Origin of the sequence: Loigolactobacillus backii (genome assembly GCF_001663675.1) — a bacterium.
Lineage (GTDB): Bacteria > Bacillota > Bacilli > Lactobacillales > Lactobacillaceae > Loigolactobacillus > Loigolactobacillus backii.
Genome location: NZ_CP014873.1, coordinates 2,400,665 through 2,427,648 on the forward strand (window position 1 = coordinate 2,400,665; position 26,984 = coordinate 2,427,648).

Annotated in this window: 13 protein-coding genes and 1 other RNA gene; 4 read left to right on the forward strand and 10 right to left on the reverse strand. The window is 41.1% G+C overall.

What is annotated here, in order from left to right; genetic code table 11:
- Positions 1-77 precede the first annotated feature (77 nt).
- Positions 78-854 carry a hypothetical protein gene (locus tag AYR53_RS10965; RefSeq protein WP_068225166.1) on the forward strand — a complete coding sequence of 259 codons (777 nt, stop codon included), beginning with the start codon at positions 78-80 and terminating at the stop codon, positions 852-854.
- A 10-nt stretch (positions 855-864) separates the two neighbouring features.
- Positions 865-1,443 carry a hypothetical protein gene (locus tag AYR53_RS10970; RefSeq protein ID WP_068225168.1) on the forward strand — a complete coding sequence of 193 codons (579 nt, stop codon included), beginning with the start codon at positions 865-867 and terminating at the stop codon, positions 1,441-1,443.
- Between the two features lie 103 nt (positions 1,444-1,546).
- On the opposite strand, the gene AYR53_RS10975 is transcribed toward AYR53_RS10970, so the two are convergent.
- From AYR53_RS10975 to AYR53_RS10985, 3 genes are all read right to left on the reverse strand, one after another.
- A complete protein-coding gene (locus AYR53_RS10975; RefSeq protein ID WP_068224565.1) occupies positions 1,547-2,830 on the reverse strand; it encodes an ISL3 family transposase in 1,284 nt (427 codons plus the stop codon).
- A 189-nt stretch (positions 2,831-3,019) separates the two neighbouring features.
- Positions 3,020-4,489 carry a sensor histidine kinase gene (locus tag AYR53_RS10980; RefSeq protein WP_068225170.1) on the reverse strand — a complete coding sequence of 490 codons (1,470 nt, stop codon included), beginning with the start codon at positions 4,487-4,489 and terminating at the stop codon, positions 3,020-3,022.
- Positions 4,486-5,214 (reverse strand): response regulator transcription factor, encoded by a 729-nt coding sequence (locus AYR53_RS10985; protein ID WP_068225172.1) that lies wholly within the window; start codon positions 5,212-5,214, stop codon positions 4,486-4,488. Before AYR53_RS10985 ends, AYR53_RS10980 begins: the two co-directional genes overlap by 4 nt.
- A 242-nt stretch (positions 5,215-5,456) precedes the next feature.
- Between AYR53_RS10985 and AYR53_RS10990 the strand changes: the two genes are divergently transcribed.
- Both AYR53_RS10990 and ssrA read left to right on the forward strand, forming a co-directional pair.
- Entirely contained in the window at positions 5,457-6,233 is a 777-nt protein-coding gene (locus AYR53_RS10990; protein ID WP_068280301.1) for a Cof-type HAD-IIB family hydrolase, read from the forward strand.
- Positions 6,234-6,300: 67 nt separating this feature from the next.
- Positions 6,301-6,671: a transfer-messenger RNA gene (gene ssrA / locus AYR53_RS10995) on the forward strand.
- A 799-nt stretch (positions 6,672-7,470) separates the two neighbouring features.
- Here the strand turns inward: ssrA and AYR53_RS11000 are convergent.
- From AYR53_RS11000 to AYR53_RS11030, 7 genes are all read right to left on the reverse strand, one after another.
- Positions 7,471-9,153, reverse strand: coding sequence for a hypothetical protein (locus AYR53_RS11000; RefSeq protein WP_068280298.1), 1,683 nt, complete (start codon positions 9,151-9,153; stop codon positions 7,471-7,473).
- Positions 9,154-9,196: 43 nt separating this feature from the next.
- Positions 9,197-9,559 carry a DUF7957 family protein gene (locus AYR53_RS11005; RefSeq protein WP_068225179.1) on the reverse strand — a complete coding sequence of 121 codons (363 nt, stop codon included), beginning with the start codon at positions 9,557-9,559 and terminating at the stop codon, positions 9,197-9,199.
- Between the two features lie 94 nt (positions 9,560-9,653).
- Positions 9,654-10,040 carry a hypothetical protein gene (locus AYR53_RS11010; protein ID WP_068225181.1) on the reverse strand — a complete coding sequence of 129 codons (387 nt, stop codon included), beginning with the start codon at positions 10,038-10,040 and terminating at the stop codon, positions 9,654-9,656.
- 202 nt (positions 10,041-10,242) lie between these two features.
- Entirely contained in the window at positions 10,243-11,058 is an 816-nt protein-coding gene (locus AYR53_RS11015; protein WP_068225183.1) for an enhanced serine sensitivity protein SseB C-terminal domain-containing protein, read from the reverse strand.
- A gap of 294 nt (positions 11,059-11,352) precedes the next feature.
- Complete coding sequence (locus AYR53_RS11020; RefSeq protein ID WP_068225185.1) at positions 11,353-11,964, reverse strand: hypothetical protein; 612 nt, start codon at positions 11,962-11,964, stop codon at positions 11,353-11,355.
- A gap of 217 nt (positions 11,965-12,181) precedes the next feature.
- Complete coding sequence (locus AYR53_RS11025; protein ID WP_068225186.1) at positions 12,182-13,603, reverse strand: helix-turn-helix domain-containing protein; 1,422 nt, start codon at positions 13,601-13,603, stop codon at positions 12,182-12,184.
- A gap of 817 nt (positions 13,604-14,420) precedes the next feature.
- On the reverse strand, positions 14,421-26,981 hold the full coding sequence (locus tag AYR53_RS11030; RefSeq protein ID WP_082920468.1) for an MBG domain-containing protein: 12,561 nt from the start codon (positions 26,979-26,981) through the stop codon (positions 14,421-14,423).
- Positions 26,982-26,984: the final 3 nt, after the last annotated feature.

A 26,984-nucleotide genomic window follows, 5' to 3' on the forward strand; every position in this document is an offset into this window, starting at 1 on the left:
TTTCTAGTATTTGTAACAGATATTCATACTTTTTTCAAACTATACCTTTATACTTACTTTTGTGATGAGGTGAAAAGATGAGAATTGTACAACGAGTATTTGCTAGTTTACTGTACCACCGCAAATATGCTGGTACTTTAGGGATTGTCACGGCACTTTTTTTAGTATTAGGTTTAAGTTGTTTAATAATCAAGGACTTTCAGCGTAGTGCTCTAAATCTTTTTCAGGTTCGCCTCGGAATGATTGATCAGCACGCCGCCAATATTTCTAAGTTTCCGGCGTTACGGCAGATTATTTTAGTTCATGAAACGTTAATGAAAAATGAACAAACTATTTTTGTTATTTTACTCTGGGCCCTGGCCTTAATCATTCTGGTTGCTAGTACAGTTAGCCTGATTCATCGACGCTCTGAATTGATTGCCTATCGGTTGGCTGGCAAGAACTTCACAACCATCAGTTGGCAATTTGCCCTTGAAAATGTTGCTTTATTTCTACTCATCTACTTTGTCGTGGTAACATTGCTACTTTGCCTCCAAACGCCATTTATGGCACTTTTAGAGCGACTAAACCAGCGGCTATTCATCGATTCACTATCAACTGCATTAACCAATTTAAAAGATTCTCCCACGGCCGCCGGTTGGGACAACCTGAATCGAATTTTTTCGAATCAAGTAACCCCCTTTAATGGTCACTTATTATTGTTTGGGGGAGCAGATCTGTCATCAGATTTCTTAACTGACTATAGTCAATACTTTGCTAGTATCCTATGGCGCGGTGGTTCAATCGTTTTTACCGCAAGTTACTTACCGGCCTTACTCTACAATTGGCACATTAGTCGTACTATTTTTGAATAGAGGTGTTTACTTGTTTGATTTCCGACCAACAAAGCAAAAAAATAATTTTATTGAGGAATGGCAACAAACTTTTCCGGAAAATAAATTATTTTTAATTTATACGCCTTCACCAACAGCGGCTAAAAAAGTTTACCGTTGCTACGTCCGTCTATTCGCTAAAAATCATCTACTAAAAAGAATTGGCCTAATTACTCAAGAAAAAAATTCAATTCTGCCTTATCTATCCGCGAAAGAAAATATTTTAATTAGTTTTGATAATGCTCAAGTTAAACACACCAAGCTTTGGGAACGTTTTGAAACTAATCTCATTAGCAATCGCGATTTTTTTGAAACATTAGGCAAGGATTTAACGCCACTACAACATTTTTACGTTCAATTTTACCGCCAACTTCTTGCTGGTAAAAAAGTAATCATCATTGATACTTTATTAGATCAATTGCCAGTAACGGTGGTCCGGCAAATTATGACCGAATTCGACAGTATCATCCACGATATTGATACTTCAATCATTATCTTAACGGCTAACCAAGAATTAATTCAGGCTAACCCCCAAGCTAGCCTGGACACCCCACCTTTCGTACAAAAATAAGAAGTGGGCCAAAAGTCAGTTTTGGTTCACGTTCTAGAGCAATGATCAGAAATAGTGGCTCTCTGTCAAATCCTGTTGATAGCCAATTTTACAGTGTTAGAAGTTAGGCAACTTCTAATGCTGTTTTTTTATTTGGTTTGGTGCGCATTTGTTGTAGTTTGATCCGTGAAACTAAATGGTGATAGTTGCGAAAACCAAAGGCCGTTCGCTGGATCTGTTTGATCATGCGATTGATGCCTTCAATGGGACCGTTCGAATACTTTGATTCACTGGCATTGAGGATGATCTCTAGGTTTTTCTTGAAAGTGATTAGTGTGGCCTTCATTTTGGGACTGAGTTGCTCATTGTGATATAAATAGATCACGAGCCCATCTTTATCGTAATTTTTTAGACAAGTCATGATGCCTTGCATGATGGTGTAGGTGTTCGCTAACGTTTCATCAAGCTCAAGACCCAACTGAACGCGTTCTTGCTGGGTTACTTGTTGGCGCAGATGGCGATCATAAAATAATTGTTTAACCTCCAGGTCATCACAATGTTTTAAGTACAGTTTCCAAGCGAATTTTAGGATCCGATATTCTTTGGTCCGTTTAGAATATTGTTTCATAAGCTGCACGCGACTTTGGTTGAACGCTCTGGTCATCATGGCGATAATGTGAAACCGATCGACGATGATCTTAGCGTTGGGGAATACGACTTTAACAATGTCTTGGTAGTAACTATTAAGGTCTAAAGTCACGGTTTTAACGCGCTGACGCACGCTGAGCGGAAACTGCTTAAAGTAAGCTATAATGTTTTGTTTCAACCGATCCGGCAGGATCTGTTGAATTTCATGATCACCAGCACCGTTAATACAAATAAAGTGCAGGACACCGCCAACACCACGTACTTCATCCATCGCTAAATGTTCTGGCAGATAGTTGTAATTCCGGCGAAAGAGATCATCATATTTATCTAGGTAGCGACAAACAGTACTGGGTGAGACATTATTGTCACAAGCAATACTCTTTTGGGTCCGATCATCTTGTAAATGCATAAAGATCTTTTGGCGAGTTGCCCGGGAGATATTGCAATATTTATCAACTAGCTCGGTCGTTGCCATCACACTAGTCCCACAGTTTTTACAAAGCAGGCGCTCTTTATGCAGTTCTAGGTACACCGGCTCACTGGCGTTGGCGGCTAGGTAGGTCACCCGGGAAAGGTAGTGACCATTATGATTGAACTGATCAAAGCCACACTGGGGGCAACGTTCAAGGCCGGTCTTGACAGTTGCGCGATAGACTTTAATTCGTCTGTTTTGTTTGTATTCGTAACCATAATCGAAAAAAATGACATTTGGGTCTTTAATACTGAGCGCAAATTTTATATGATTGTCTATAGGGTTCACGGTTTTCTCATATCCTTTCAAATGATACTTGTGGTGGGTAGATTTTTGGATGAGAGCTGTGAGCTCTTTTTCTGCACAAAAATCCTGTTAATAGTTTACCATTTGTAAACTATCAACAGGAAAAAGTATAGAGCCGAAATAGTAAAAGGCCAGGACTTTTGTCCTAGCCTTTTACTATTTTTTTGGTTGCTATTCAATCTTTTTAGTTTCTTTATCCTGACTTGTCTGTTCATCAGGGAAAGTCAACGTAAAGGTTGTCCCGTGATCCTTCTCACTTTCAACCTTTATCTGACCACCATGTAATTGAACAAGTTGATGCACAATTGCTAGCCCTAAACCAGATTCACCGTACTTAGTGTTCTTACGCGATGGATCTGCCTTGTAATACCGTTCCCAAATATTTTTAAGTTGGGCCTTAGTCATTCCGATTCCAGTATCCGCTACAGCGAAAATTGATTCGTGATACCCCCGCTTTGCCGTAATTGTAATCGTCCCATTTTGGGTAAATTGAATTCCGTTTTGAACCACGTTAAACATCACCTGAACAAACCGATCATAATCAGCGTAAATCGTGACTGCTGGACCAGGGGTAAGAACCAACTTATCACCGGCCTCTTCCGCCTTTTTAGTCAATTGCAATACAATATTATTTAGTGCATCCGTTGCGTCAAAATTACGTCGGGACAACGTGATTTGGTTAGTCCGAATTTTTTCGTAATCTAAGTTTTCGTTTACAATTCGAATTAGGCGCTTGGTTTCATTTTGCATTAATTCAATGCTCTTTCCCCGCATATCTTCTGGGATTGCATCGTACTGAAGCCCTTCTAATAAACCGTTGATCGTTGTCAACGGTGTGCGCATTTCGTGGGCGGCATCGGCCATAAATTGACGCCGCCGATCTTCCTGGCGCTTAATTTCCTCGTTTGAACCCCGCAACGAAACGGCCATTTTATTAAAGTCCTGCGCCAAATCATCAAGCTCATCCCGATTTTTTTCTTCAAGATGAATATCAAAATCGCCCCGGGCAACCTTGTGTGCGGCCCCTCGAACCCGGTTAATTCGTAAAACTTGGTACCGGGCTAACACATAACTCAAAATGATGGCGGCCACACTTGAAATTAACAGTGCGATAAATAAATTATGCTCGATTTTACTGATATTGGCCCGAATGTCCGACACCAACGAACCTACCGAAATAACCGCCCGTAATTTACCATTATAGAAGTAAGGCACCAAAACATCCGTCATTTCAGCTCGACTGTTTAAAACATTTGTGCCGTGGTCAGAGGTACGGTGAATCCGCTCCCCCTTCTGCAACTTATTCCAATCCTGTTTACTTAGTTGCCGCACAATACCATCATTTTGCGTTGGATAAATCATTTGGTTGTTCTGATTAAAAATCGCAAAGTGAACTTTCTGGTGCGATAAAACCGCCTCACTATTTTTCAACATACTGATTTGAAAACCGTGGGACGAATTTGTGCGTTGGTCGACCGACATTGCTTGTTGCATCAAACTATCAGCGTAACCTTCCAACTGGTCCCAAGTGCTACTGTAAACCATTCGTGTAGTAAACTGGATAAAAAAGGCCCCCACAATCAGGAGGGTCGTCATAATAACCGCAAAAAAGGCCAACATTTGCTGATAAATTAATTTCATGAGGCGACCACGCCCGAATCATCAAATTTATACCCAACACCCCAGACCGTTTGAATGATCTGTGGACCAACTTTTTCAATTTTTTGCCGTAATTTTTTAATATGAGCATCTACTGTCCGCTCATCACCGTAATACTGATAATCCCAAACGAGTTCCAATAGTTGTTCCCGTGAAAAAACCTGTTTCGGATTTTTGGCTAGCGTGTATAACAAATCAAACTCTTTAGGCGTTAAGCCTTCAATCTGCTTATCTAACAAATAAGCCTCACGGGTTTTTGTGTTCAACCGGAAATGATCCGTTTGAACGTCAAACCCTGACGTGGCCTCCTTATTTTCATCCGTCTTAGTCGGTTCACCTAACTCAGCCCGCCGATGTAAAGCCTTAATTCGAGCAATTAGGGTCATTGGGCTAAACGGCTTCGTAACGTAATCATCCGCGCCCATTTCCAGACCTAGAACTTGGTCGGACTCGGAGTCACGAGCCGTTAACATAATTATCGGGACAGTTTGGGAGGCCTTGCGAATTTCTTGAGCAACCTGCATCCCGTCAATTCCTGGCAAATTAAGGTCCAATGTGATAATATCCCAGTCATCAGGTGATTGCTTAAACTTGTCGATTGCTTCATTACCATCGTAGGCGAATTCAGCATCCCAATTTTCTTTTGTAAAAAACATATTCATCATTTCGGAGACGGATTTGTTGTCTTCAATCATTAGTAGCTTCATGCAAAATCGCTCCTTCAGCGTTTTTATAAATAATTATTTTTTAATTAGAATTTAGTTCGAAACTATTCACATTATACAATAATCTGCCTTAATTTAATTGGCTTTTTTTAATGTTATTAAAAGTTTAGAGTTTATTCGCAAAAAGGTCACACAATTTTCAGAAACAAGCTTTGTTATCCTTAATAACTTTGTTAAACTGGAGTTAAATTAAGATAGTTTGCCAGATTAAGGAGAGGATTCAATTGGCCTACCGTGCATTAGTTTTTTTCGATTTAGATGCAACGCTTATGAACGCCCAATCAAGAATTGATTTAGACGTTCAAGTTGCAGTTCGCAGTTTACGCGCTCAAAATGTGCTTCCAATTATTTCAACTGGCCGTTCACCATCGGAGGTGCTCAATATCTTTTTACAAACGGGCATTAACTCCTTTGTGTCACTTAATGGTGCCTACGTTGTTTACAATGGTCAGCCAATCTACCAAGGCAATATCGATCAAACGTTAGTTGGTAAAATAACAACGATTGCCGAAGAACATGGCGATGCCGTTGCTTATTATAATGATAAAGGTTACCGGGTTTCACGAATGACCGATACAGTCAAAAAGCAGTATCAGTACGTTAACGCACCTGAACCCGAAGTTGATCCTGATTTCTACAAATCTAATCCCGTTTATATGCTACTTATTATCACAAAAGATAATGATAAGCGTTATATCTACCCTTATGGTGAACAACTAACCTTTTACCGCAACTCACCCTATTCAATGGATACTATTTTAAAAGGTGAATCCAAACAATTTGGGATTAACACTTTAATTAAGAAGATGGGTTTAGAGGATGTTCCAACCTACGCTTTCGGCGATGGCACTAATGATATTCCAATGCTAAACACCGTCGACCACCCCATCGCAATGGGTAACGGTATCACGGCCGTGAAGGACCGTGCCGAATACATCACTGCTAAAAATACTGAAGGCGGCATTATTCAAGGCTTGCGGCACTTCAATTTACTGCGCTAACTCCTCCTACTTTAAAAGTAAATCCCTTTACTTTTAGAGTGACTATGCTATCATTAAGTATGTTTTTGGGGACGTTATGGATTCGACAGGTGTAGTCGAGCTTGGATTGCGCTTCGTAGGTTACGGCTACGTTAAAACGTTACAGTTAATTATAACTGCAAAAAATAATAATAATTCTTACGCCTTAGCTGCCTAACCGTAGCGTTGCGTAGATCCGCCTATCATCGCCCATGTGGTGGATACGGGTCTTAAATTAAGTGGGCTACGTGCAATCTTCCCACCTGAAAGATTGTAAAGAGATTATCAGGTTAGCTAGTTAATGGTTGCCTTGTCATCTGGCGTTTTTGACTAGTGAACTTCTAAATGAGATGACTATGAGCGTAGAGTTCTAAGTGGCGGTACGCCTGGACGCGGGTTCGACTCCCGCCGTCTCCATAAATAAAGTTTAATAGCTTTCATAGCATTAAATAACCTTGCTAAATTAATAATTAGCAGGGTTATTTTTTTGCCCAAATGTATTGATTCACACTAAAAACGCGTCAAATGCGCGTCAAAAAAGTCACATACCAACCTGCCCCGCGTTCCATCCGCCAACGCCGGAATGGAAACTAACTAAATCTGTTCACATGTAATTTAGCGGCCAAGGGGCATTATTTTTAATAGTCATATAGCGCTGTCACCTCAATAATTAAATGACAGTGGTTTTTTCTTGAATTATTTTTCAACCAAACAAATTGAATACTAAGTTTAATCGCTGTGATTTATTTGTTTAGCTGGCCGCCTCTTTAGTTGCATTTTAACCTATTTCTGCTATTATTAGAGACATAAAAGGCGTTCGCTACTGGCATAGCAAACGCCCGGCGTGAGTATAGCACGTGTTTAGGGTAGGCTAGCCTTTGCGGTTAGCCTTTTTATTATCTCGTAGGCTTTAGCAAAATTAATTGCCGCCCTTGAAATAACAAAAATCATTGCGGCGTAAACCGTTCTGATCCTCCTAACACGGTGACTAAATAGCACACAAGCCATCACCACCGATTTGTATAGTATTGGTGTGATGATGTGACCTTTCGTGCTGCTCACTAGACCTCATTAAAGGGGATCAATCCTCAAACTCGGCCATAAATTCAGTATATGGGTTAAGGCCATTAAGCGTCAATCACTATTCTCACGATAGTTTTCTCTCTTCAATTAAGCAATCCATTTTATCAAACCAACCAAATAGAAGCTTTAAAGTTGCTCATTTTTTTAGCAATAACACAAGTTCTTCGGCAAAGTGCTTTGCTCCCGTCACTCTATTCATCCACGAATACGGCTCGTCATAATCAGGAATTTGCATGTCCCCTAAGTAGCGTACATTTGCCATCATAATGAAGCTTTCCAGCGCAGCGATATTTTCATTCCTACTGGCAGTGGCGTCACGCAGTACTACTAGAATTTGTGTAATTTGCTCGGCCTCTTTTCTATACTTTGCTAATTTCAATGCCATTTTAATCCGCCCAAGCTCTTTAATCAGTCTGACATTCAGGCCAACTATCTGCCCATATTCCGCTTGCTTATAAATCCGCAAACGGTTGATATAAGCCTTCAGCGCCCTACTTTTAGATAGATAATGACGGACACTACTATCACCAACCGTAAAAACAGCGTAGCCGGCAGGTTCCCTTTTAATTGCTGGCGTACGTATTACACCAGTACTTTGGAAGAATCCAGTAGCATCAAGCTTTTTCTTTTTAATAATCCGCTTTGCTTCTCTAATTGACATTGTTTTATCGGCTTTCGCTAGCCTTTTAGTTTTTTCTGGAACCATTAAGATTAATTCCTGGCGAATATTTTTGTAGATTCTATTTTTATCGCGCTGACTTAACACTATGTGATCGTATGGCGCTTGCCAATGGGTAATCATACTACTGTCAAAACTGAGTTGTGGGTCTCTGAAATCAATGTCGATGGTCATCACCCGATTACCCTCAGTGTATTGAAGACAGTAAAAGTGCGGTATTGTAATCTTGTAGTCACCGTCTTGTAACCTTTTTACCTGATCAATCATTTCATCAATGGCGGTAAAATAAGCAGCACTTGAAATTGTGGTTTCATCAACGAACATTCTAACTAAACTAAACCAATCGAAATCAATACCGGCCACCGAACCGCGCTGTGCGGCCTTCATCGTTGTTGTTATGGCGGCCATTAAGTTATCTGCTCTAGTTGAAGATCCCTTTGGATAGGCCTTCTGAAGACCAGCTAATGCACGCCGACAAGTCCTAATTAGTTTCTTTAATTTATTTTGCTTGGCTTGCTTGGTAGCAGGTGCAGGTCCCTTAATTAATAGAACAACCGACATAATTGGCATGATGAAACACGACACTATTAGACTGATAAAGGTCGTCAACACTGAAATTTCTAACGCCCCATTCGGCGATCCAACTATCGCCATTAGGCCCATACTAAGCAGTAAAATTCCAATCACACTAAATAAAACCAACCACGTTCTTCTAATTTTTGGCGCCCAAATAATAGGGTAAAGTAATGTAAATGTAAAACCCTGAACAATAATACAAAAAAAGATGCTGCCAATAGGATCGAAAGGTCGTAGCAACCACATAACAATGCCCAAAGTAGTACTATTTTCGGCAGGCAAACTTAACATTAAGGCCCGGACTTGAACTAGCGCAACTAAAAGCCAGGGCAAGACACAATTAATGATAATCAAATACCATTTTAGTAGACTTTGAGTTTTCTTTGTCCCCTGGCGCGGTCGCAAATAAAAACTAAGGCCGCCGAATCCTAATGTGCAACTAGCAAAGAACACACATAGCGGCAGATATATTTTTGAAACTTCAGTTTGCAACCCCATTGCTGCTAATCCTACATAAATTATTGTTAGGCCATAAATTACACTAAATTTCCCCGTATTAGTCATTTTGCTCTCCAATTACATTTAATTTCATGAAACCAACCGGACTTTATTTTGTGGCGCCCACGATTTTTCCCTCTCCGGTATTTTTATTAAGCCGAAAGATTCTGCCCATAAAATCCGTTGCAAAAAGTGCTTCATCCTTTAGAAAAATACTGGTTATGGGTAACGGACTAAATTTGGGAAACTCCTTCAAAACTGGAATTGGAAGTCGCCAAATTATTTGGCCGGTCCTTGAAATCGCAAATACGTTCCGAACAGCACTTCTTGTGAGTTTTATTCCAGTAGGAATTTCAAGGCGCACAAAGACCTGCTCGCCATCGCATCGGTATTGCGCAACATCGTAGTCAAAAATCAATTTATGTTCATTTACCGTTAATTCATTATTAATATACGATATTTGTTTCTCCATTTGATTTGGGCCACCTTAGCACCGACTTTTTTAAAGCAGCAACAATAAGCACGTACTTTATTCGCCACTTTAAACTTGTCCTTCAGTACTATCCCTATTTTTTCATTAAGTGAAATACTTTTAGCCAATTTTCTTTTCTTTTTTCTCTGTGTGCCCTTTTTACCAGTTTTTTGTATTCTGCTTTGGAAAAAATCTTCTGCGCATTTTCTGGAGCAATTAACACAAATTCCGGAAATTTTTCAAGAAAATCACGGTTGGTCTGGATTGGGCTCTTGTCCGGTTTCCAGATGCCAAAATCTGCATAATATAATAATTCATCCGCCGTATGTTGTCCCTGTAAGTAGGCATCCACGGCCTGCTTTTCTATTGGAACAGTCTCCTCATGAATAGGCATTCGCCAAACAATAAAACGGACATAGTAATCCTCGTCGGCCTTAAGTATTTTGATCTGATCTTGAATATTTTCATAGATTACTTTCATGAGCACTCACTCCACGATTTCATTGCCGGACCACCAGTAGCTTTAGAAGGTTTATTTATTGAAAAGGCCATAACAAAACATTGCCATTAAAATGTTTTGGCCGGCCAAATACCTTTAACGAACGTTATGCAAAATATAAAACTCTAGCGATGTTCCCTTAATTCTCACAATCGACCATTTAATAAATTCTAATTCACTAAAATTATCTGCGCGTATAAATCGGTTCTACTTTCTCGATTACATCAGAGAATGACTGACTTTCCATAATATCTATGTAGTGGCCACGCAAATAAGGCGTGACAATTTTACCTATTTTTGGATAAAGCTGGGCGCGGTTACCCGTATAATTGAGCAATAATAGGTAACTGCCTTCATCATCACGTACCCACCACCGCAGCCAAACTGCCTTTACTTCCTTTATTGCCGGTAATTGAGCGGCAAGTTCAGCCACCATTTCAGTTGGATAATCGGCCGGTTCACCAATTTCAACCGCTGCATCTTTTTTGATGACCTGGGTAACATGCCCGTGCTGCTCAATATTTTTTTGATCATGCATGTGCTTAACCTGTTGCCGGTAAACCACAAAATTCTCCGTAAAAGGATCAAGACTAAATCCGGCATCAGTGCCTTCTAACACCATAGTGGCAATATCTTCAAAATCAACGACCAATGCTTTATCACTAGGACGCTTTTGCCACTTTCTCAATTCATCCCAATTCGAAAACACTGGTAACATCGTTTCATTAGCAGTATTGGTCAGTAAGGGGAAACTAAATTTTTCATCTTTTTTCATAGTTAACATCGTTGTTTGTTCATTGATTTCCGCTTCCGTCGCGATAACCACTAAGAATCGCCCATTCAGCGCAATATAGCGAAAAATTTGTTCAATCAGCCCAGCTTCATCCCGTGGTTTACTTCTTAATAATCTAAAATACTGCTCTAATTGTGGATTGGTAGTTGGTTTGGTTAATCCTTGTTGGTTAGTTTTCTTTTTCTTAAAAACATCAAATAGACTCATCTTGGGCCTCCATTAATTTAGACAATCATCAGGTTATCGCAGATCCATCGATCTTTGCTTGGATACTATTTATCATAAAGGAGCGGCCCTTCTTTTTCAATTAGCAATCAAGACACCAAAAAAGCCGTGCCAAAATTAGATTTTGCCACAACTTCCGATCCTTAAATCCCAGAATAAATTATAAAGTTACAAATACAACGAACCAGTCTCAGATACTAGAAATATTTACTTAAAATAAAACAGTGATCCCATTCCCCATTGATATTCCAATATAGAATGGCCAGCTTATTTCAATCAGCCCTTAATCATTTCCCGTGCGTAAACAAATAATGCCCGGTCAACAATAACAGAGCGTTGCCTTAAATTAACACCTCTAGCAACTGAGGCTGGTGACCAAACAACGTTAATACTTAACTTTTCAAACGCCAAATCGAGCTCAATTGCAGTAATATCCTGACAATTCAGCAATCGGTATTGGCTTTTCTCAGTCTCAGCAGTATTTACTGCTAAAAATTTAAGTTTATCCAAGTTAATTATCAGTAAAAAGTTCGTGGTTTCATAAGTATTGTTTGCGTCGGTAGACTTTTCGGCACAATAAATCCGGGCCATACTTTCCGAAGGCAGCACAAGTGGCAGCCGATTTTTAAACCTAAGTTTGAATTCTTTTACATTGGAACAAAAAAGGCGTTCATCGGCAGCATTGGCCGCCTCCAACACTGCTAGCGCCCTGCGTGTAGCTGGCGCCAACTTGTCACTATGATTAAAATAGTCGTTAAACGTTTTTTTCGAAATTAATTTTTCTTCTAATAATTGATGCATTGGACTACCGACTTCTTGTCCAACTGGGTAAGAATCATTAAGCCAATCCTTCCCTTCAATATTTTGGCTTTTATCATGATTGAACAAAATAAAGGCCCCCTTTTTGATTTAAACAGAACGCTAATTTTCTAACTCCAGAAAATAGCAATGAAATTGACCGGCATTTTTACGATTAGGAAGTGTTTGGAAAATATGCCAAACTGAAACGTGGCGAACACGACAGACCAATTTTCTAAACACATTTAGGCCAAAAAATTAAGCAAGCATAGCAGAATAAATTAGGCAAGAAAACACAGGCTAATTTTCAAACGTGACCCAAGTTAACACCCAATAAATTGGCGAGTTCAAACACATTTTCATGAAAACTAAGGTTACTGTGCCAAACATAATTATTATCGGTTTGGTGCACTTGTTGATCGGTAATTAAAAAATATTTTTTGATATTTGAATTAGACTTGGTCACAATGGCCGTGTAGTTTAAAGGTAAATGCATATTTAACGTGTTTAACAACCGACTTTTGGTTAGATAGTTGGTGCTGATGTCAACAAAAATCAGCTGCTGATTGGTTGAAAAGTATGGTTGAATAATTGGAATGACACTTTTGATGATTGCGTCCTGATTAGTTTTTAAGTGAGTAAAATTTGAACCGTGTTTTGCAAATAATTGCTGTAATTCATGGTCGATAACGTAATAATTAGTTGAGCTTTCAACGTAATTCAGTGATAAAAATGGTAACGATATTTTTTGAACAAATTCAATAACCAGCCTTAAATATGGCTTTAGTTCTAAAACGTAGGCCGAAGAACGCGTTAACTTTAATTGATCAATTATCAAATCAGTTAGGTAAATGATTTCCGAATAGTAGGCATAATCCTTAACATGATGGTCCTGCGTTGCAAAATACGGACTTTGATTACAGAAATATTCCGCCCACATTATCTCCGGATATTTAGTCAACGAAATCGGCTTTTTACTGACAATGTTAGAATAATTCTCAAAATTATCATCCTGTAGGCGAAACCCCTGCTTATTCCTAATGGCACAGATTTTTAGAAAATCAGTTTGTTTTTTATTATCTAAAAACAGCGCGCCATGAGGTAATTTGCCAATTAATTTTTTAAAAACATTTTTCTGTGAAATCGGAACTAAAATGTCTTCCTCGGCCAGTTGAAACATCAGGTAAAAGAATATCCTTAGCTGCCGTTCATCACCTGTGATTTTAAAATCGCTAATATTTATATAGATACCAAAATCGCGTAAAACGTGCCTAATTAAATGAAAGTGGCGAACAATGGTTGACATACTGGCGTTCATAACCTTTTCCAGTAGTTCAATGGGTGTTTCCGGCGCGTAAAAAATATATTCCAAACACCGGTAAACTAAACTATTGCGCACTAAATTAGCCTTTAACGCACCAGTTGTTAACCGTTTTTCGGCGTTATTACTGACTTCTTTAGGGAATTCACTCTTTGCTTTTTTATGAATTTTGCGAATTTCTTGGTACACGGTTTGATAGGACAGATCGGCACACTTTTTACTAATATTTACCGTGCTGCCGTCCTTGCTACTTTTAAGATAATGAAACACCCGCAACATACGTAAATCTTTATTGGTTAGGAATAATGTGGAAAAAGAAGTGTCCTTGGCGCTGAAATCCTCTGCTGTAGAAACTGATTTGACGGCCCCTTGCGTCGTGGAATCTTTCGTGAATGTTTTGGCTTTCATATATAATCCGTCCTTAACTCTATTAACTGCTTAAATGACCTTTAAACTAATTTTTTATGACTTAATTAGCCAGAAACTACTAGTGAAATTAATTTCTAAACCTGCTTTAAGTTTTCATTCAATTACCATTATTTTTTTATTTATTTTTTGACAGCTTAATTATTAGAACTTTAATCAACTAAGCGACAATTAATCATCATTAATTGATTTTTTTATTTTGCTAACTCCAACTGCCGCTACCTAAATTTTAGCCCAATCCGCTTGATTATTCACTACCAATGAATCCCCATCTTTAGCCAAAATTAGCCAAAATTCGGAACTACTTATTTTTTAAAATCATAGGAAAGATTGGCAAGATCAAAAACAAGCGTCACCTAATTTACGGCCTGAAGTTTTCCAAGCTATCAGATAATCATTAAATAATGACTATTTCATGATAGAATTTCCTCTAAAAGGTCTCTAGCTAAAGTCTTACTCACAAATCACTTTTCATAAATATTCTATAATATAGTTGACTTAGCACACAAGAAAAGCGCTGCCATTCAACCCTGCCGACGCAACTAACAATTAGGCCGTTACCAATTCTTTTGGCCGCTTACTCTGGTAATCAATTAAAGTTGAGGACGCACAAACACCTCTTTTTAACCTTCTTTAGTAAAGATTGACCTTCTAAAGACGATTGATTTGATCATAAAAATAATGAACAGCAATATAAAAATACTTCCCGTAATTCAAAAAATCAGGGCACAAAAAAGCACAGCAACTTGAATTAAGCTGCTGTGCCTCTTTATCATACCTAAGTGCCTTTTAATACTTGTTAATTGCCATCTTCATCGTGTTTCCGGCGTTTGGCTGCACCTAGTAAGCCGATTGAGCCTAACATAGCTAGGCCAACTTCCGCTAACCAGCCTTCCTTGGCATCACCAGTTTGTGGCAAACGTTTCTGACCATTATCAGAAGTTGCTGCCTTGACTGCTGCTGTAGAGACAGGTTTAGTTGTCTTTGCCGTTGCTTTTGCCGTTTTGACTGTCTGCGTAGCCGCTACTTTTGGTGTTACTTTAGCAGCTGTTGGAACAGTCTTTTCTGTCGTTGACCTAACTGTTGGTGTCACTGTTTGTTCAGTTGGCGTTGCAACAGCTGGTGTGACGACTTTAGCTGGCGTTGTCGTCGGTGTTGCTGGTGTAGCAGCCGTCTGCTCGGCGTAAACCACCGTCTTGACAATATCCGAACTTGTTGCTGTTAGCCCAGTTACAGCAGCGATTGTACTCTGACTTGGTGTATAACCACTAACCATTGGTGTGTTTTGCGCATCAAAGCTAGTGTCACCATTAGTTGCCGTCCAAGGCGTATAAGTTAACTTGCCTGTGACTTCATTAACAACTGCTGTCCGGGTAAAGGTCACTGTATCAACCTTGTCGGGCACTAAAGTCTTGCCGTTGTTGTCAACGTAATGAATCGTCTCGGTCACGTTGTGCACAAGATCAGTTTCAGTTGTACCATCAGGCCACTTTGGTCCATCTGGATTAGTGGAATCAACTGGTGCACCAGGTGTTCCTGGGTTAGCCGGCGTTGCCGTTGCTTGACCCTGCTTAAAGTGAACTTCGAAGTTCTGGGTAGCTGTGGTGTTGTCATCAAAGACTGGTGTGCCACTGAAGCCATCACTCACTAACTGGTAGCCCTTTTGTGTGTAACTGGCAATCTTAGCAGCCGTACTATAACTAATGGTTGCACCAGATTTACCTGTAAGACTATCACTCGTTAATACTTGACCGGTATCGTCATCAATGTAGGTCACAGTCGCCGTTTGATCATCTTTGGTATACGTGATTGACGTATCCGTGCCTGGATCAACCGGTACTGCTGGTGGCAAGTAGCCATCGCCCGATGGGGTTAATGGATCACCATTTGGTCCAACTGGTGTTTCACCAGGTTCACTTGGCACAATTGGTGTCGTTGGTGTGGTGACTTTGCCTGGATTATCTGGATCATTTGGATAAGGAACATCCGTTTCACTGCCGCCGTTTGGTGGCGTGATCACGTAGCTACCAACCTTGTTGTAAACGTAGGTAACCGTTAAATCACTGGTACCAATTGTGCCTTTGGCATTGCTTGGTACGGCCGTTAAGTAGTAACCATTAACAACTTTGGCAGTTGTCGTGTAATCATCGCCATCGTGCAACTTTGTCTGCGTCTCACTTGTTGCTACTTGTTTGCCGTTTTGATCAACGTAATTGACCGTTACGCCGTAATCGTTGGCAACATAAGTGATGGTTGTATCTTTGCCTGGATCAGCTGGTGTTGCTGGTGGCAAGTAACCGTCACCGGATGGGGTTAATGGATCACCATTTGGTCCAACTGGGGTTTCACCAGGCACACTTGGCACGATTGGTGTCGTTGGGGTGGTGACTTTACCAGGATCAGCCGGATCATTTGGATAAGGAACATCCGTTTCACTGCCGCCGTTTGGTGGGGTGATCACATAGCTACCAACCTTGTTATAAACGTAGGTAACAGTTAAGTTACCCTTGCCAATTGTACCCTTGGCGTTACTTGGTACTGCCGTCAAGTAGTAACCGTTCACGACCTTGGCCGTCGTTGTGTAAGCATCACCGTAACTTAAATCAGTTTTACTATCACTGGTTGCGACTTGCTTACCTGTTTCATCAACGTAGTTAGTGGTTAAGCTGTAATCAGCAGCGGCCGTAATCGTTAACTGGCCGGCTACAACACTAACCTTATAATTTGAATTATCACTAGCGGTTTGATTAACGTTAATCGCGTATTGACCAACCGCAGTGTCCTTGCTTAAATCACTTAACGTGTAGTTTAGGCTAGTTCCCTTTGTTGGTACGCCAGAAACAGTTGTCTTCAGATCACCAGTGTAGGCTTGGCCATCATAGGTCTTGCTAACAGATGGTGCGGTGATTGTGACTGCTGCTGGGGTAATCACGAATAACCCATTTTGAACGTCGGTGGCGTCAAAATCATAGTTTGGATTAGAAGCTTGTAACTTCTTCAGGCCACTGGCGTTTAAGGTAACCGCGTAGTTACCAACGTTTTGACTGTCAATGCCACTTAAATCAAAATCAGCCGCCGTTAAATCTGGTACGACGAAATTGGTATCTTTGCTTGGTGCCAAAACGGTATAAGTGGTTGGATCAGTGCTGGCATCACCGTCGTAAACCTTGGTTGCCCCTTGAACCACAACTGAACTTGCTAATTGTGGATTCTGACTTGGATTGTCAGGGTTCGTTGGGTTTTCAGGCGTATTTGGTGGTGTCACGTCTAAACCGGCTGGCGTAATGGTTAAGCTACCAGGATTTGTCGTGATCTTGTAATTGCTATTATCAGCAGTGTTTGGTGCTGTGACGTTAATCGCGTAATTGCCAACAGCCGCGTCACCACTAACATTGGTCAAACTATAATCTGGTGCTAAGCCCTTAGTTGGTACACCGGCTACGGTAGCCGCTAAATCAGCAGTGTAGCCTTGGCCATCATAAGTCTTGGACACAGTTGGTGCCTTGATGGTAATTGGTGCTGGCGTAATGACGAACAGGCCATTTTGAACATCGGTTAAATCAAACTTGTAGTTCGGGTTGGCGTCCTGCAATTTCTTCAAACCACTAGCGTTTAAAGTCACACTGTAGTTACCCACATTCTGGCTGTTCACATCACTTAAATCAAAATCGCTGGCCGTTAAGGTTGGCATAACAAAATCAGAATAGTTACTTGGTGCCAAAACGGTATAAGTTGTTGGATCAGTACTAGCATCACCATCATAAACTTTCGTTGCGCCTTGAACGACGACCGAAGCCGTTAACTGTGGATTCTGACTTGGATCATCAGGATTCGTTGGGTTCGCTGGCGTATTTGGTGGTGTCACATCTAGGCCTTGTGGCGTAATGGTTAACTGACCGGGTTCAGTGGTAATCTTGTAGTTCGAATTATCAGTGGCCGTTGCGGTAACGTTGATAGCATAACTACCAGCGTTAACATCCTGACTCAAATCAGTCAAACTGTATACTGGCGCTACACCTGAGGCTGGAACACCCGCCGCTGTGGCCGTTATAGCACCACTATAAGCCTTGCCATCATAAGTCTTGGACACAGTTGGTGCCTTGATCGTAATTGACGCTGGCGTAATGGCGAACAAACCATTTTGGACATTCGTTAAATCAAAGTCATAGTTTGGATTAGCAGCCTGTAACTTCTTCAATCCACTAGCGCTTAGGTTAACCACGTAGTTACCAACGTTTTGACTGTCAATGCCACTTAAATCAAAATCATCAGCGGTTAAATCAGGTACGACGAAATCAGTATCTTTACTTGGTGCTAAAACAGTAAAGGTGGTTGGATCAGTACTTGCGTCACCATCGTAAACCTTGGTACCACCTTGAACCACAACTGAGGCCGCCAATTGTGGATTTTGACCTGGATCAGCCGGATTAGTTGGATTCTCTGGTGTATTTGGTGGTGTCACATCTAAACCAGCTGGTGTAATGCTTAACTGGCCCTTTTTCGTCTTGATCGTGTAATTTGAGTTAGCTGTCGCGTCTACTGCAACGTCAATCACATAGTTACCGACTGCAACGTCTGAACTTAGATCACTTAAATCATAACTGACGTTTGATCCCTTTGTTGGTACGCCGGTAACCGTTGCGGTAACTTTGCCACTATAAGCTTGACCATCGTAGGTCTTGCTGACAGATGGTGCTTTGATCGTTACTGGTGCTGGTGTAATGACAAACAAACCATTTTGGACATTCGTTAAATCAAAGTCATAGTTTGGATTAGCAGCTTGTAACTTCTGCAAACCAGTAGCGTTCAAGGTAACCGCGTAGTTACCCACATTCTGGCTGTTAATGCCACTTAAATCGAAATCAGCAGCCGTTAAGTCTGGTACCACGAAATCAGTATCCTCACTTGGTGCTAAGACCGTGTAAGTTGTCTGATCAGTTGCTGCGTCACCATCGTAAACTTTAGTGCCACCTTGAACCACAACTGAAGCTGCTAATTGTGGATTCTGACCAGGATCGCCAGGATTAGTTGGTGTTTCTGGTGTATTTGGTGGTGTCACATCTAAGCCCTTTGGTGTAATCGTTAATGTACCTGGAGTGGTGGTAATCGTGTAGTTCGAATTATCACTGGCCGTTGCATTAACATTGATATCGTAGCTACCAGCGTTAACATCCTGACTTAAATCAGCCAAGCTGTAAACTGGTGTAACCCCAGCACTTGGTACTCCGTCTACCGTGGCCGTTAAAACACCGGTATAAGGTTGACCATCGTAAGTCTTAGACGCACTTGGTGCCGTGATTGTAATTGGCGCTGGCGTGATGACGAATAACCCATTTTGAACATCGGTTAAGTCAAATTTGTAGTTCGTGTTGGCTGCCTGTAACTTCTGCAAGCCACTAGCACTTAAAGTAACCACGTAATTGCCAACATTCTGACTGTCAATGCCACTTAAATCAAAATCAGCAGCGATTAAATCAGGAATGATAAAGTCAGTATCTTTGCTTGGTGCTAAAACCGTATAGGTCGTTAAGTCAGTTGCTGCATCACCATCGTAAACTTTAGTCCCACCTTGAACCACAACTGAGGCCGCTAACTGCGGATTCTGACCAGGATCGTCAGGATTGGTTGGATTCTCTGGTGTATTTGGTGGTGTCACATCTAGCTCGGCCGCCGTAATTGATAACTGACCAGGTGTAGTCGTAATCGTGTAATTACTATTATCAGCGGTATTAGTTGTTACTACATTAATATCGTAATTTCCAACCGTTGTGTAACCGCTAACGTTGGTCAAACTGTAATCTGGTGCTAACCCCTTAGTCGGTACTCCGTCTACCGTGGCCGTTAAAGCACCACTATAAGGTTGACCATCATAGGTCTTAGACGCACTTGGTGCCGTGATCGTAATTGGTGCTGGCGTAATGGCAAATAAACCATTCTGAACGTCGGTTAAATCAAACTTATAGTTCGGGTTGGCCGCTTGTAACTTCTGCAAACCACTGGCACTTAAGTTAACCACGTAGTTACCGACATTTTGACTGTTCAAATCACTTAAATCAAAATCATCGGCCGTCAAATCTGGAATAACAAAGTCGGCGTAGTCACTTGGTGCCAAAACAATAAAGGTGGTTGGATCAGTGCTAGCATCACCATCGTAAACCTTAGTGCCACCTTGAACGACAACTGAGGCCATTAACTGTGGATTTTGACCAGGGTCTTCCGGATTAGTTGGGTTCGTTGGTGTATTTGGTGGTGTGACGTCTAAGCTTTGTGGTGTAATCGTTAATTTACCAGCAACAGTTGTAATCGTGTAATTGCTGTTAGCTGTAGCATCAGCGTTGACGTTAAGCTCATAATCGTCGGCCGCAACATCGGCACTAACATCCGTCAAACTATAAACGGGTTGGTCCCCTTTGGTTGGTACGCCAGTTAAAGTGGCAGTTAGATCACCACTATAAGGTTTGCCATCATACGTCTTGGAGACTGTTGGTGCCTTGATCGTAATTGGTGCTGGCGTAATCTTGAAACTACCAGTGCCAATCTCATCTGCAGTAATCGTGTAATTTAAATTAGCCGCGCGTAAATCAGATAATCCTTGCGCACTTAAAGTCACGGCGTAAGTACCAACGTTTTGACTGGTGATCCCACTAAAATCAAAGTCAGCAGCCGTCCACGTTGGGGCAACTAAACCATTGGATAAACTAACTTGATACATGGTTGGATCGGTACTAGCATCGCCGTCATACAACTTTTGTTGCGTGCCGAGACTAACTGAAATACCGTCAACAACTGGGTTGATCGTTAATATACCTGGTGTGGTCGTAATCGTGTAATTGCTGTTGCCGGCCGTATTTGGCACCGTAACGTTAATAGCATAACTATTAACCGCCGAATCACCACTAACATCAGTCAAACTATAGTCTGGTGTTAAACCTTTGTCTGGTAAACCAGTAATGGTACCCGTTAAAATGGCCGTGTAACCTTGACCATCATAAGTCTTCGCGACTGTTGGTGCCGTGATCGTAATGGACGCTGGTGTAATGGCAAATAAACCATTCTGAACATCCGTCGCATCAAATTCATAGTTGGTATTAGCAGCCTGCAACTTCTTCAAACCACTAGCATTCAAAGTGACCACATAGTTACCGACATTCTGACTATTCAAATCACTTAAATCAAAATCAGCAGCCGTTAAATCGGGAATAACGAAGTCGGCGTAGTTACTTGGTGCCAAAACCGTAAAGGTGGTTGGATCAGTGCTAGCATCACCATCGTAGGTCTTGGTCCCACCTTGAACCACAACCGAAGCCGTCAACTGCGGATTCTGGCCCGGATCGTCCGGATTAGTTGGTGTCGCTGGCGTATTTGGTGGTGTTACCTCTAAGCTTTGGGGCGTAATCGTTAACTGGCCCGGTGTCGCGGTAATCTTATAATTTGGATTATCTTCGGCCGTCGCAATAACGTCGATGGCATAACTATCAGCGTTAATATCTTGGCTTAAGTCGGTCAAGCTATAAGTTAAATCTACCCCGTTGCTTGGTACCCCGGTAACTTGGGCCACATCATCTGTCCCAATATAAGGCTGGCCATCATAAGTCTTGTTTAACGTTGGTGCCGTGATGGTTACTGGTGCTTGAGTAATGACGAATAAACCATTCTGAACATCGGTTAAATCAAAACTGTAATTCGTATTAGCGTCCCGTAACTTCTTCAAACCACTAGCACTTAAGTTAACCACGTAGTTGCCAACATTCTGACTGTCAATCCCGCTTAAATCAAAATCATCAGCAGTTAAATCTGGAATAACAAAGTCAGTGTCTTTACTTGGTGCTAAAACGGTATAAGTTGTTGGATCAGTACTAGCATCGCCATCGTAAACCTTGGTCCCGCCTTGAACCACAACGGAAGTCGCTAATTGTGGATTCTCACCAGGTTCTTCAGGATTAGTTGGATCCTCTGGTGTATTTGGTGGTGTTACCTCTAAGCTAGCTGGCGTGATCGATAACTTACCAGCAACTGGTGTAATTGTGTAGTTACTATTATCGGCCGTATTTGGTGTTGTAACGTTAATATCATAATTACCAACTGCTGAATCGCCACTAACATCGGTCAAACTATAGTCCGGTGCCAAACCTTTGTCTGGTAAACCAGTAATCGTGCCCGTTAAGGCAGTCGTGTAGCCTTGACCATCATAAGTCTTAGAGACTGTTGGCCCTGTGATCGTAATTGGTGCTGGCGTAATCACGAACAAACCATTTTGAACGTCCGTCGCATCAAAGCTATAGTTCGTGTTGGCGTCCTGTAACTTCTTCAAGCCACTAGCACTTAAAGTCAGGCTGTAGCTGCCAACATTTTGACTAGTCAAATTGCTTAAATCAAAATCATCAGCCGTTAATGTTGGAATAACGAAGTCAGCATAGTTACTTGGTGCTAAAACAGTAAACGTGGTTGGATCTGTGCTAGCGTCACCATCGTAAGTCTTGGTCGCCCCTTGAACCACAACAGAAGCCGTTAGCTGCGGATTCTGACTTGGATCGTCCGGATTAGTTGGATTCGTTGGTGTGTTTGGTGGTACGGTTTCTAAGCCCTGTGGCGTAATTGTCAGATGACCTGGTGCTGTCGTAATCTTATAATTACCGTTTTTAGTAGCATCTGCCGTTACAGCAATGGGGTAAGTCCCAACATCGATATCGTCACTTAAATCACCTAAATCATAATCAGGTGCACTGCCATTAGCTGGAACACCATTAATAACGGCAACGTTACCTTTACCCGTATAAGCCTTACCATCATAGGTCTTATTTAATTCTGGCCCAGCAATCGTGATCAAAGCAGGTGTGATTGTTAAAGCCCCAGCCGTAATCATAGCCGTTGTAAAACTAAAATTAGGATTGGCGGCTTTTAGATCATCCTGACCCTTAGTACTTAGGCTCACACTATAAGCAGTATCACTAGCATCTTGACTACTTGGCGCTGTAAAATCATCCGCTGTCCAAGTTGGCGCTACGATACCCGTTGGTAAAGTTACTGTATAAGTTGGATCAGTGGTTGGATCATTATCATAAACCTTAGTATTAGCCCCAATAACAATCGCGCCATCGGCAATCCCGTAAGTTACTTTCTTAGTTACATCGGTACTAGCCTCAGTTAAACCAGTTACGGCCGCAACAGTTGGTTGATCGGCAGTGTAACCCTTAATTGTTGGACTGGTGACTGCATCGAAAGTTGTATCTTTATCGGTAGCTACCCAATCAGTATAAGTAACATCGCCAGTTACGAGATCTTTAGTGGCTGTTCGGGTAAAGCTAACCTTGTCCGTATGGTCACCCGCCGCAGTAGTCCCATCTTCATAAACATAAGTAATTGTTTCATTAACATCTTTAGTTAGATCATAATTATCTGGATTATCCGTTGGCGTTTCAGTGACTGTATCATCCTTGACGTAAACGTAGTAATCTTGGTCGATCGTGAAGTCTGAATCATACGTACCGGTTACGGCCTCGGCATCATAAGAATCTTCACCGGCCAAATGATAATTGGCCGGAATAACCAGTGTATTAGTATAAGTTCCACCAGAATTCCCAGTTAATTGTTGTTCAGTACCAGGTATTTCAGCTCCAATAGCTGGAATCCAATCGCTGTTCTTGTTTATGTTCACTTTCATATAATGAACGTTCACTCGCTGAGCCTGAACAACATAAAGATAAGTCACGGTTAATGAGTCACGACCAGTAGTCCCAGTAGCATTAGCTGGTGTCTCACTCAACATATAGCCGGCGGGAATATCACCAATCGCTAAAGGTGTGGTTGTATAGTCATCACCAATTTCGTAAGCTGTGGTATTAGAGGGTTTAATGGCAGTTAGTGCTCCATTAGCATCCTCTTGAATCCATTGTGTCGTGACATTACTTGTGGCAACAACCTTAGCATTCATAGTTTGGTCGGATTCAAGAATCGAATTATCTACAGTATTTTCGGCCTTGAAAACTGAACTAAAGGTCGCCGAACTATCAACTGGAACGTCATTGATATTTTGAACTTGAACCGGTAACCAAGCAACGGCTAAGTCGCCATCCGTCAATGAACCTGTAGTCATCAAAACGGACTTAATTGTTGACCAGTCACTAACTTGATCGGCTGTGACAAAATTAGTTGTATCAATCTTTTCACCAGTAACTGGCGTTATATTCTCAGTGGAATAAAGTAAAGCAGCATCACCGGCGGCTGTCTGAGATTCAATGGTTCCTTCACCAGTCAAAATTAAATTAAATGTATCACCATTAGCAGTATTGGGTAAGTTAATTAGATTCTGCGTCCATGGTGAAGAAGCATCCGTTCCGTTAACCGTCACCATTTGAATCGTACTACTATTAATATCATCCTTTGTGTCCGTAGTCGCACCAGAGCTAAACCGAGCAGTTGTATTATCTGGATCAGTTGCATCATAATCCAAGAAAGTATTCTTCGCCGTCATTGGATCATCAACACCATCTTGTGAACCCATGAAAGAAGGAATAACAATTTGATAATTACTGGTAAAATCTTTACCATTTTGAGTTGGTGAAATGACCTCAACCGTTTGATTTCCATATTGCATTTCATAGGTCTTTTGACCAGAATATAAAGTATAAGAATCCTCGGCAGCAATTTGAATCGTATCATAGAAAGAAGCAGTAGTTGTTAATGGCAGCGCATCTTTGTTAACTGTCATATTTAGAACAAACCCATTATAACTATGAATTCCTGAAGAACTGTTATCAATAAATAAACTGCTGTTAATTGATGATAAATCAAGTTTTAAAATACGCTCACCATTTGGACCAATATAACCAAGATCTGTTAAATAATCATTAATATCCGGTAATGAAGTCATCTTACTTCCGGATGTCCAAGTAATCGAAGAAAAATCAAGCTCTTGGGGAACCGTCAAATAATAAGTACCAAGGTTACCAATCCTACTTGTTCCAATATAAAATGTGCCACTAACCGTATTTCCAGGACGATAAATCCCAGAAGGAAGAGAGCTGTTTCCGCCCGTAATGCCCGTAACAGAGACCGATAATGGTATTCCTGGTGCATTCACAATCGTCAAATTCTTGTAACTTTCAATTGGTGTGACAATTTGATCACTAGAATAATTAAATTTATAAATTGCTGTATCATTTATTTTCTTAGAAGTCAAAATGTTATTACCCATGTATTCAATACCCTGTTCAACTCCTGGTAAAACCTGATTCCACACCACAGTAATATTTTGAATATCGCTACCATCTTGTCCTACTGGTAAAAATAAAGCATTACTTTTTAAATCACTCGTAGCGTAAGTAGTCTGTTTACCATTCGAATCCGTTAAAACAATTGATTGAATAGTATTAAAAGTATCCGCATCAAATCCATAATAATATTGCTTACTGTTTTGATCGTATAGTGCTTCCGTACCATTTTCTAAATCAATCGACAATTTAGCGTTGGTCTGAGTGATATTTCCTGTATTTAAAAAAGATGCATAACGAGCATTGTTAGTAAATGAATAATTTCCAGATTGGGACTGCTTGTTACCTGAGGAATCAACACTATCTAAATAAGCGTTATTAAGGTCATTTTGACCATAATTATTTTGAAGACTACTGCCAAGTGTACCAAAAGTAATAGAACTAATCCCCAAATTTTCGTCACTTTTTGCCGTACTTACATTCAATGGTATCGTACTTGTGCCAGAAAGTAACTGAGTGTTATTAGCATTATATGTGGCGTCACCAGTTGAGCTTACAAACTGACCCGATATTGAAAAGGTATTTTCAGTGTCAGCCAATGAATTCGTGTACATACCCCAAAATTGGATATAAACAGAAGTACTGCTCGTGTAGGTTAAAAACGGTTTCTCAATGATAATTGGAGTGCCAGCACCTGCTTGTGTAATACCGCCATCGGACACTCTTGGTGTGGTAGCTTGATTAAAACTAGTAATATCACCCATACTGCTACCGGTACCATCTAAGAGAGTTCCACCTAATAACTTGAAACCGGTTGGAACCGTTAATGAAAAATTGCCATTCCATTTCACGTGATTTGGAGAAGTCAATTCCACGCCATAAGCATAATTCTGATTAACTACTAAAGTACCAGTTTGATTTTGATCCAAAATTACATTATTAAAAGAAAGTGTATTAGGATTACTAACTGTATAAGTTAGGGTCGACTGCGTAGCATCATTATCCGTCAATAAAACCTTATAAGTACTATCATCATTAAGACCATTTGGTGAAACAGTACCAGTTAAAACAATATTAATTGTCTGAATACCTGCTTGAGTGGCTGTATACGTGAAAACTGTGTTCATAGGAACTGCAGTAGTTGTCGTTTGTCCAGTCACATCAGCCGCAACTGTCGATTTCTTGACGCCCATAACATTGTCACTAGTTGCTGTAAAAATCCATGGCACGGTAATCGTGATCGCATCGCCCACTTGAGCATTGACTGTTGCGACCAAGTTATGTTGCTTACTGTAATTACTGTCTGTAATCGGTGTGCTGGCTGTTGCATCAGTCAGACTAAAATTAGAACTAGCTGCTGCTTTAGCGGAGATCACTTGTGCTTGGCCAGTTGCTACATATTTAGCTGCCGCGGCCGATTTAGTGGCCGTAAGTTCGGTTGCTGTTGGATCAGTTAAATTGGTGGTAGCCGTTGAAGCAAGATCAGTCTTGGCTGTGCTAGTCGCACCAACTTGACCAGCTGTCGTTTGGGTTGTTGTGGGTGTAGCAACACTACTAGCAGCCGTGGACTGGGCCGCAGTACTCGTGGCCGCTTTATTTGAAGTAGTACTTGTAATTGACTGAGCCGTTGTACTGGTGGCCGTTTTGGTAACTGCAGTACTTGGAGCTGTTGATTGAGCGGCAGAGCTAGTGGCCGTTGTGGTTGCTGGAGTGCTAGTAGCAGTGGATTGGGCCGCTGTACTAGTAGCTGTCGACTGTGTAGCGGTATTGGCAGCCGTTTTGACTGCAGCACTAGTTGTTGATTGAGCAGCAGTACTACTTGAGGCAGCAGTACTCGTTGATGTCGCAGCTGAGCTATTAGCCGCAGAACTTGCTGTGCTAGTAGTTGCAGCGCTAGAGGCCGTGGTACTAGTCTTTAAGGCAACTGCACTGGCACTGCTGGTTGCCGCCCCACTACTAGCCTGACTATTTGCCGCCTTGACTGGAACAGTGGCAGCATTCGCCTTCGTTGCTGGATTTGCTACAAAAGCACCCAAACTAAGCCCAAAGGCAGTCATTCCCATTGCAACCCACTGCTTTTTAGCTTTATACATTTTATAATGAGTTTTACTTTCACTAATAAGCATATCTCGATAATTGTATCTTCTCATTCT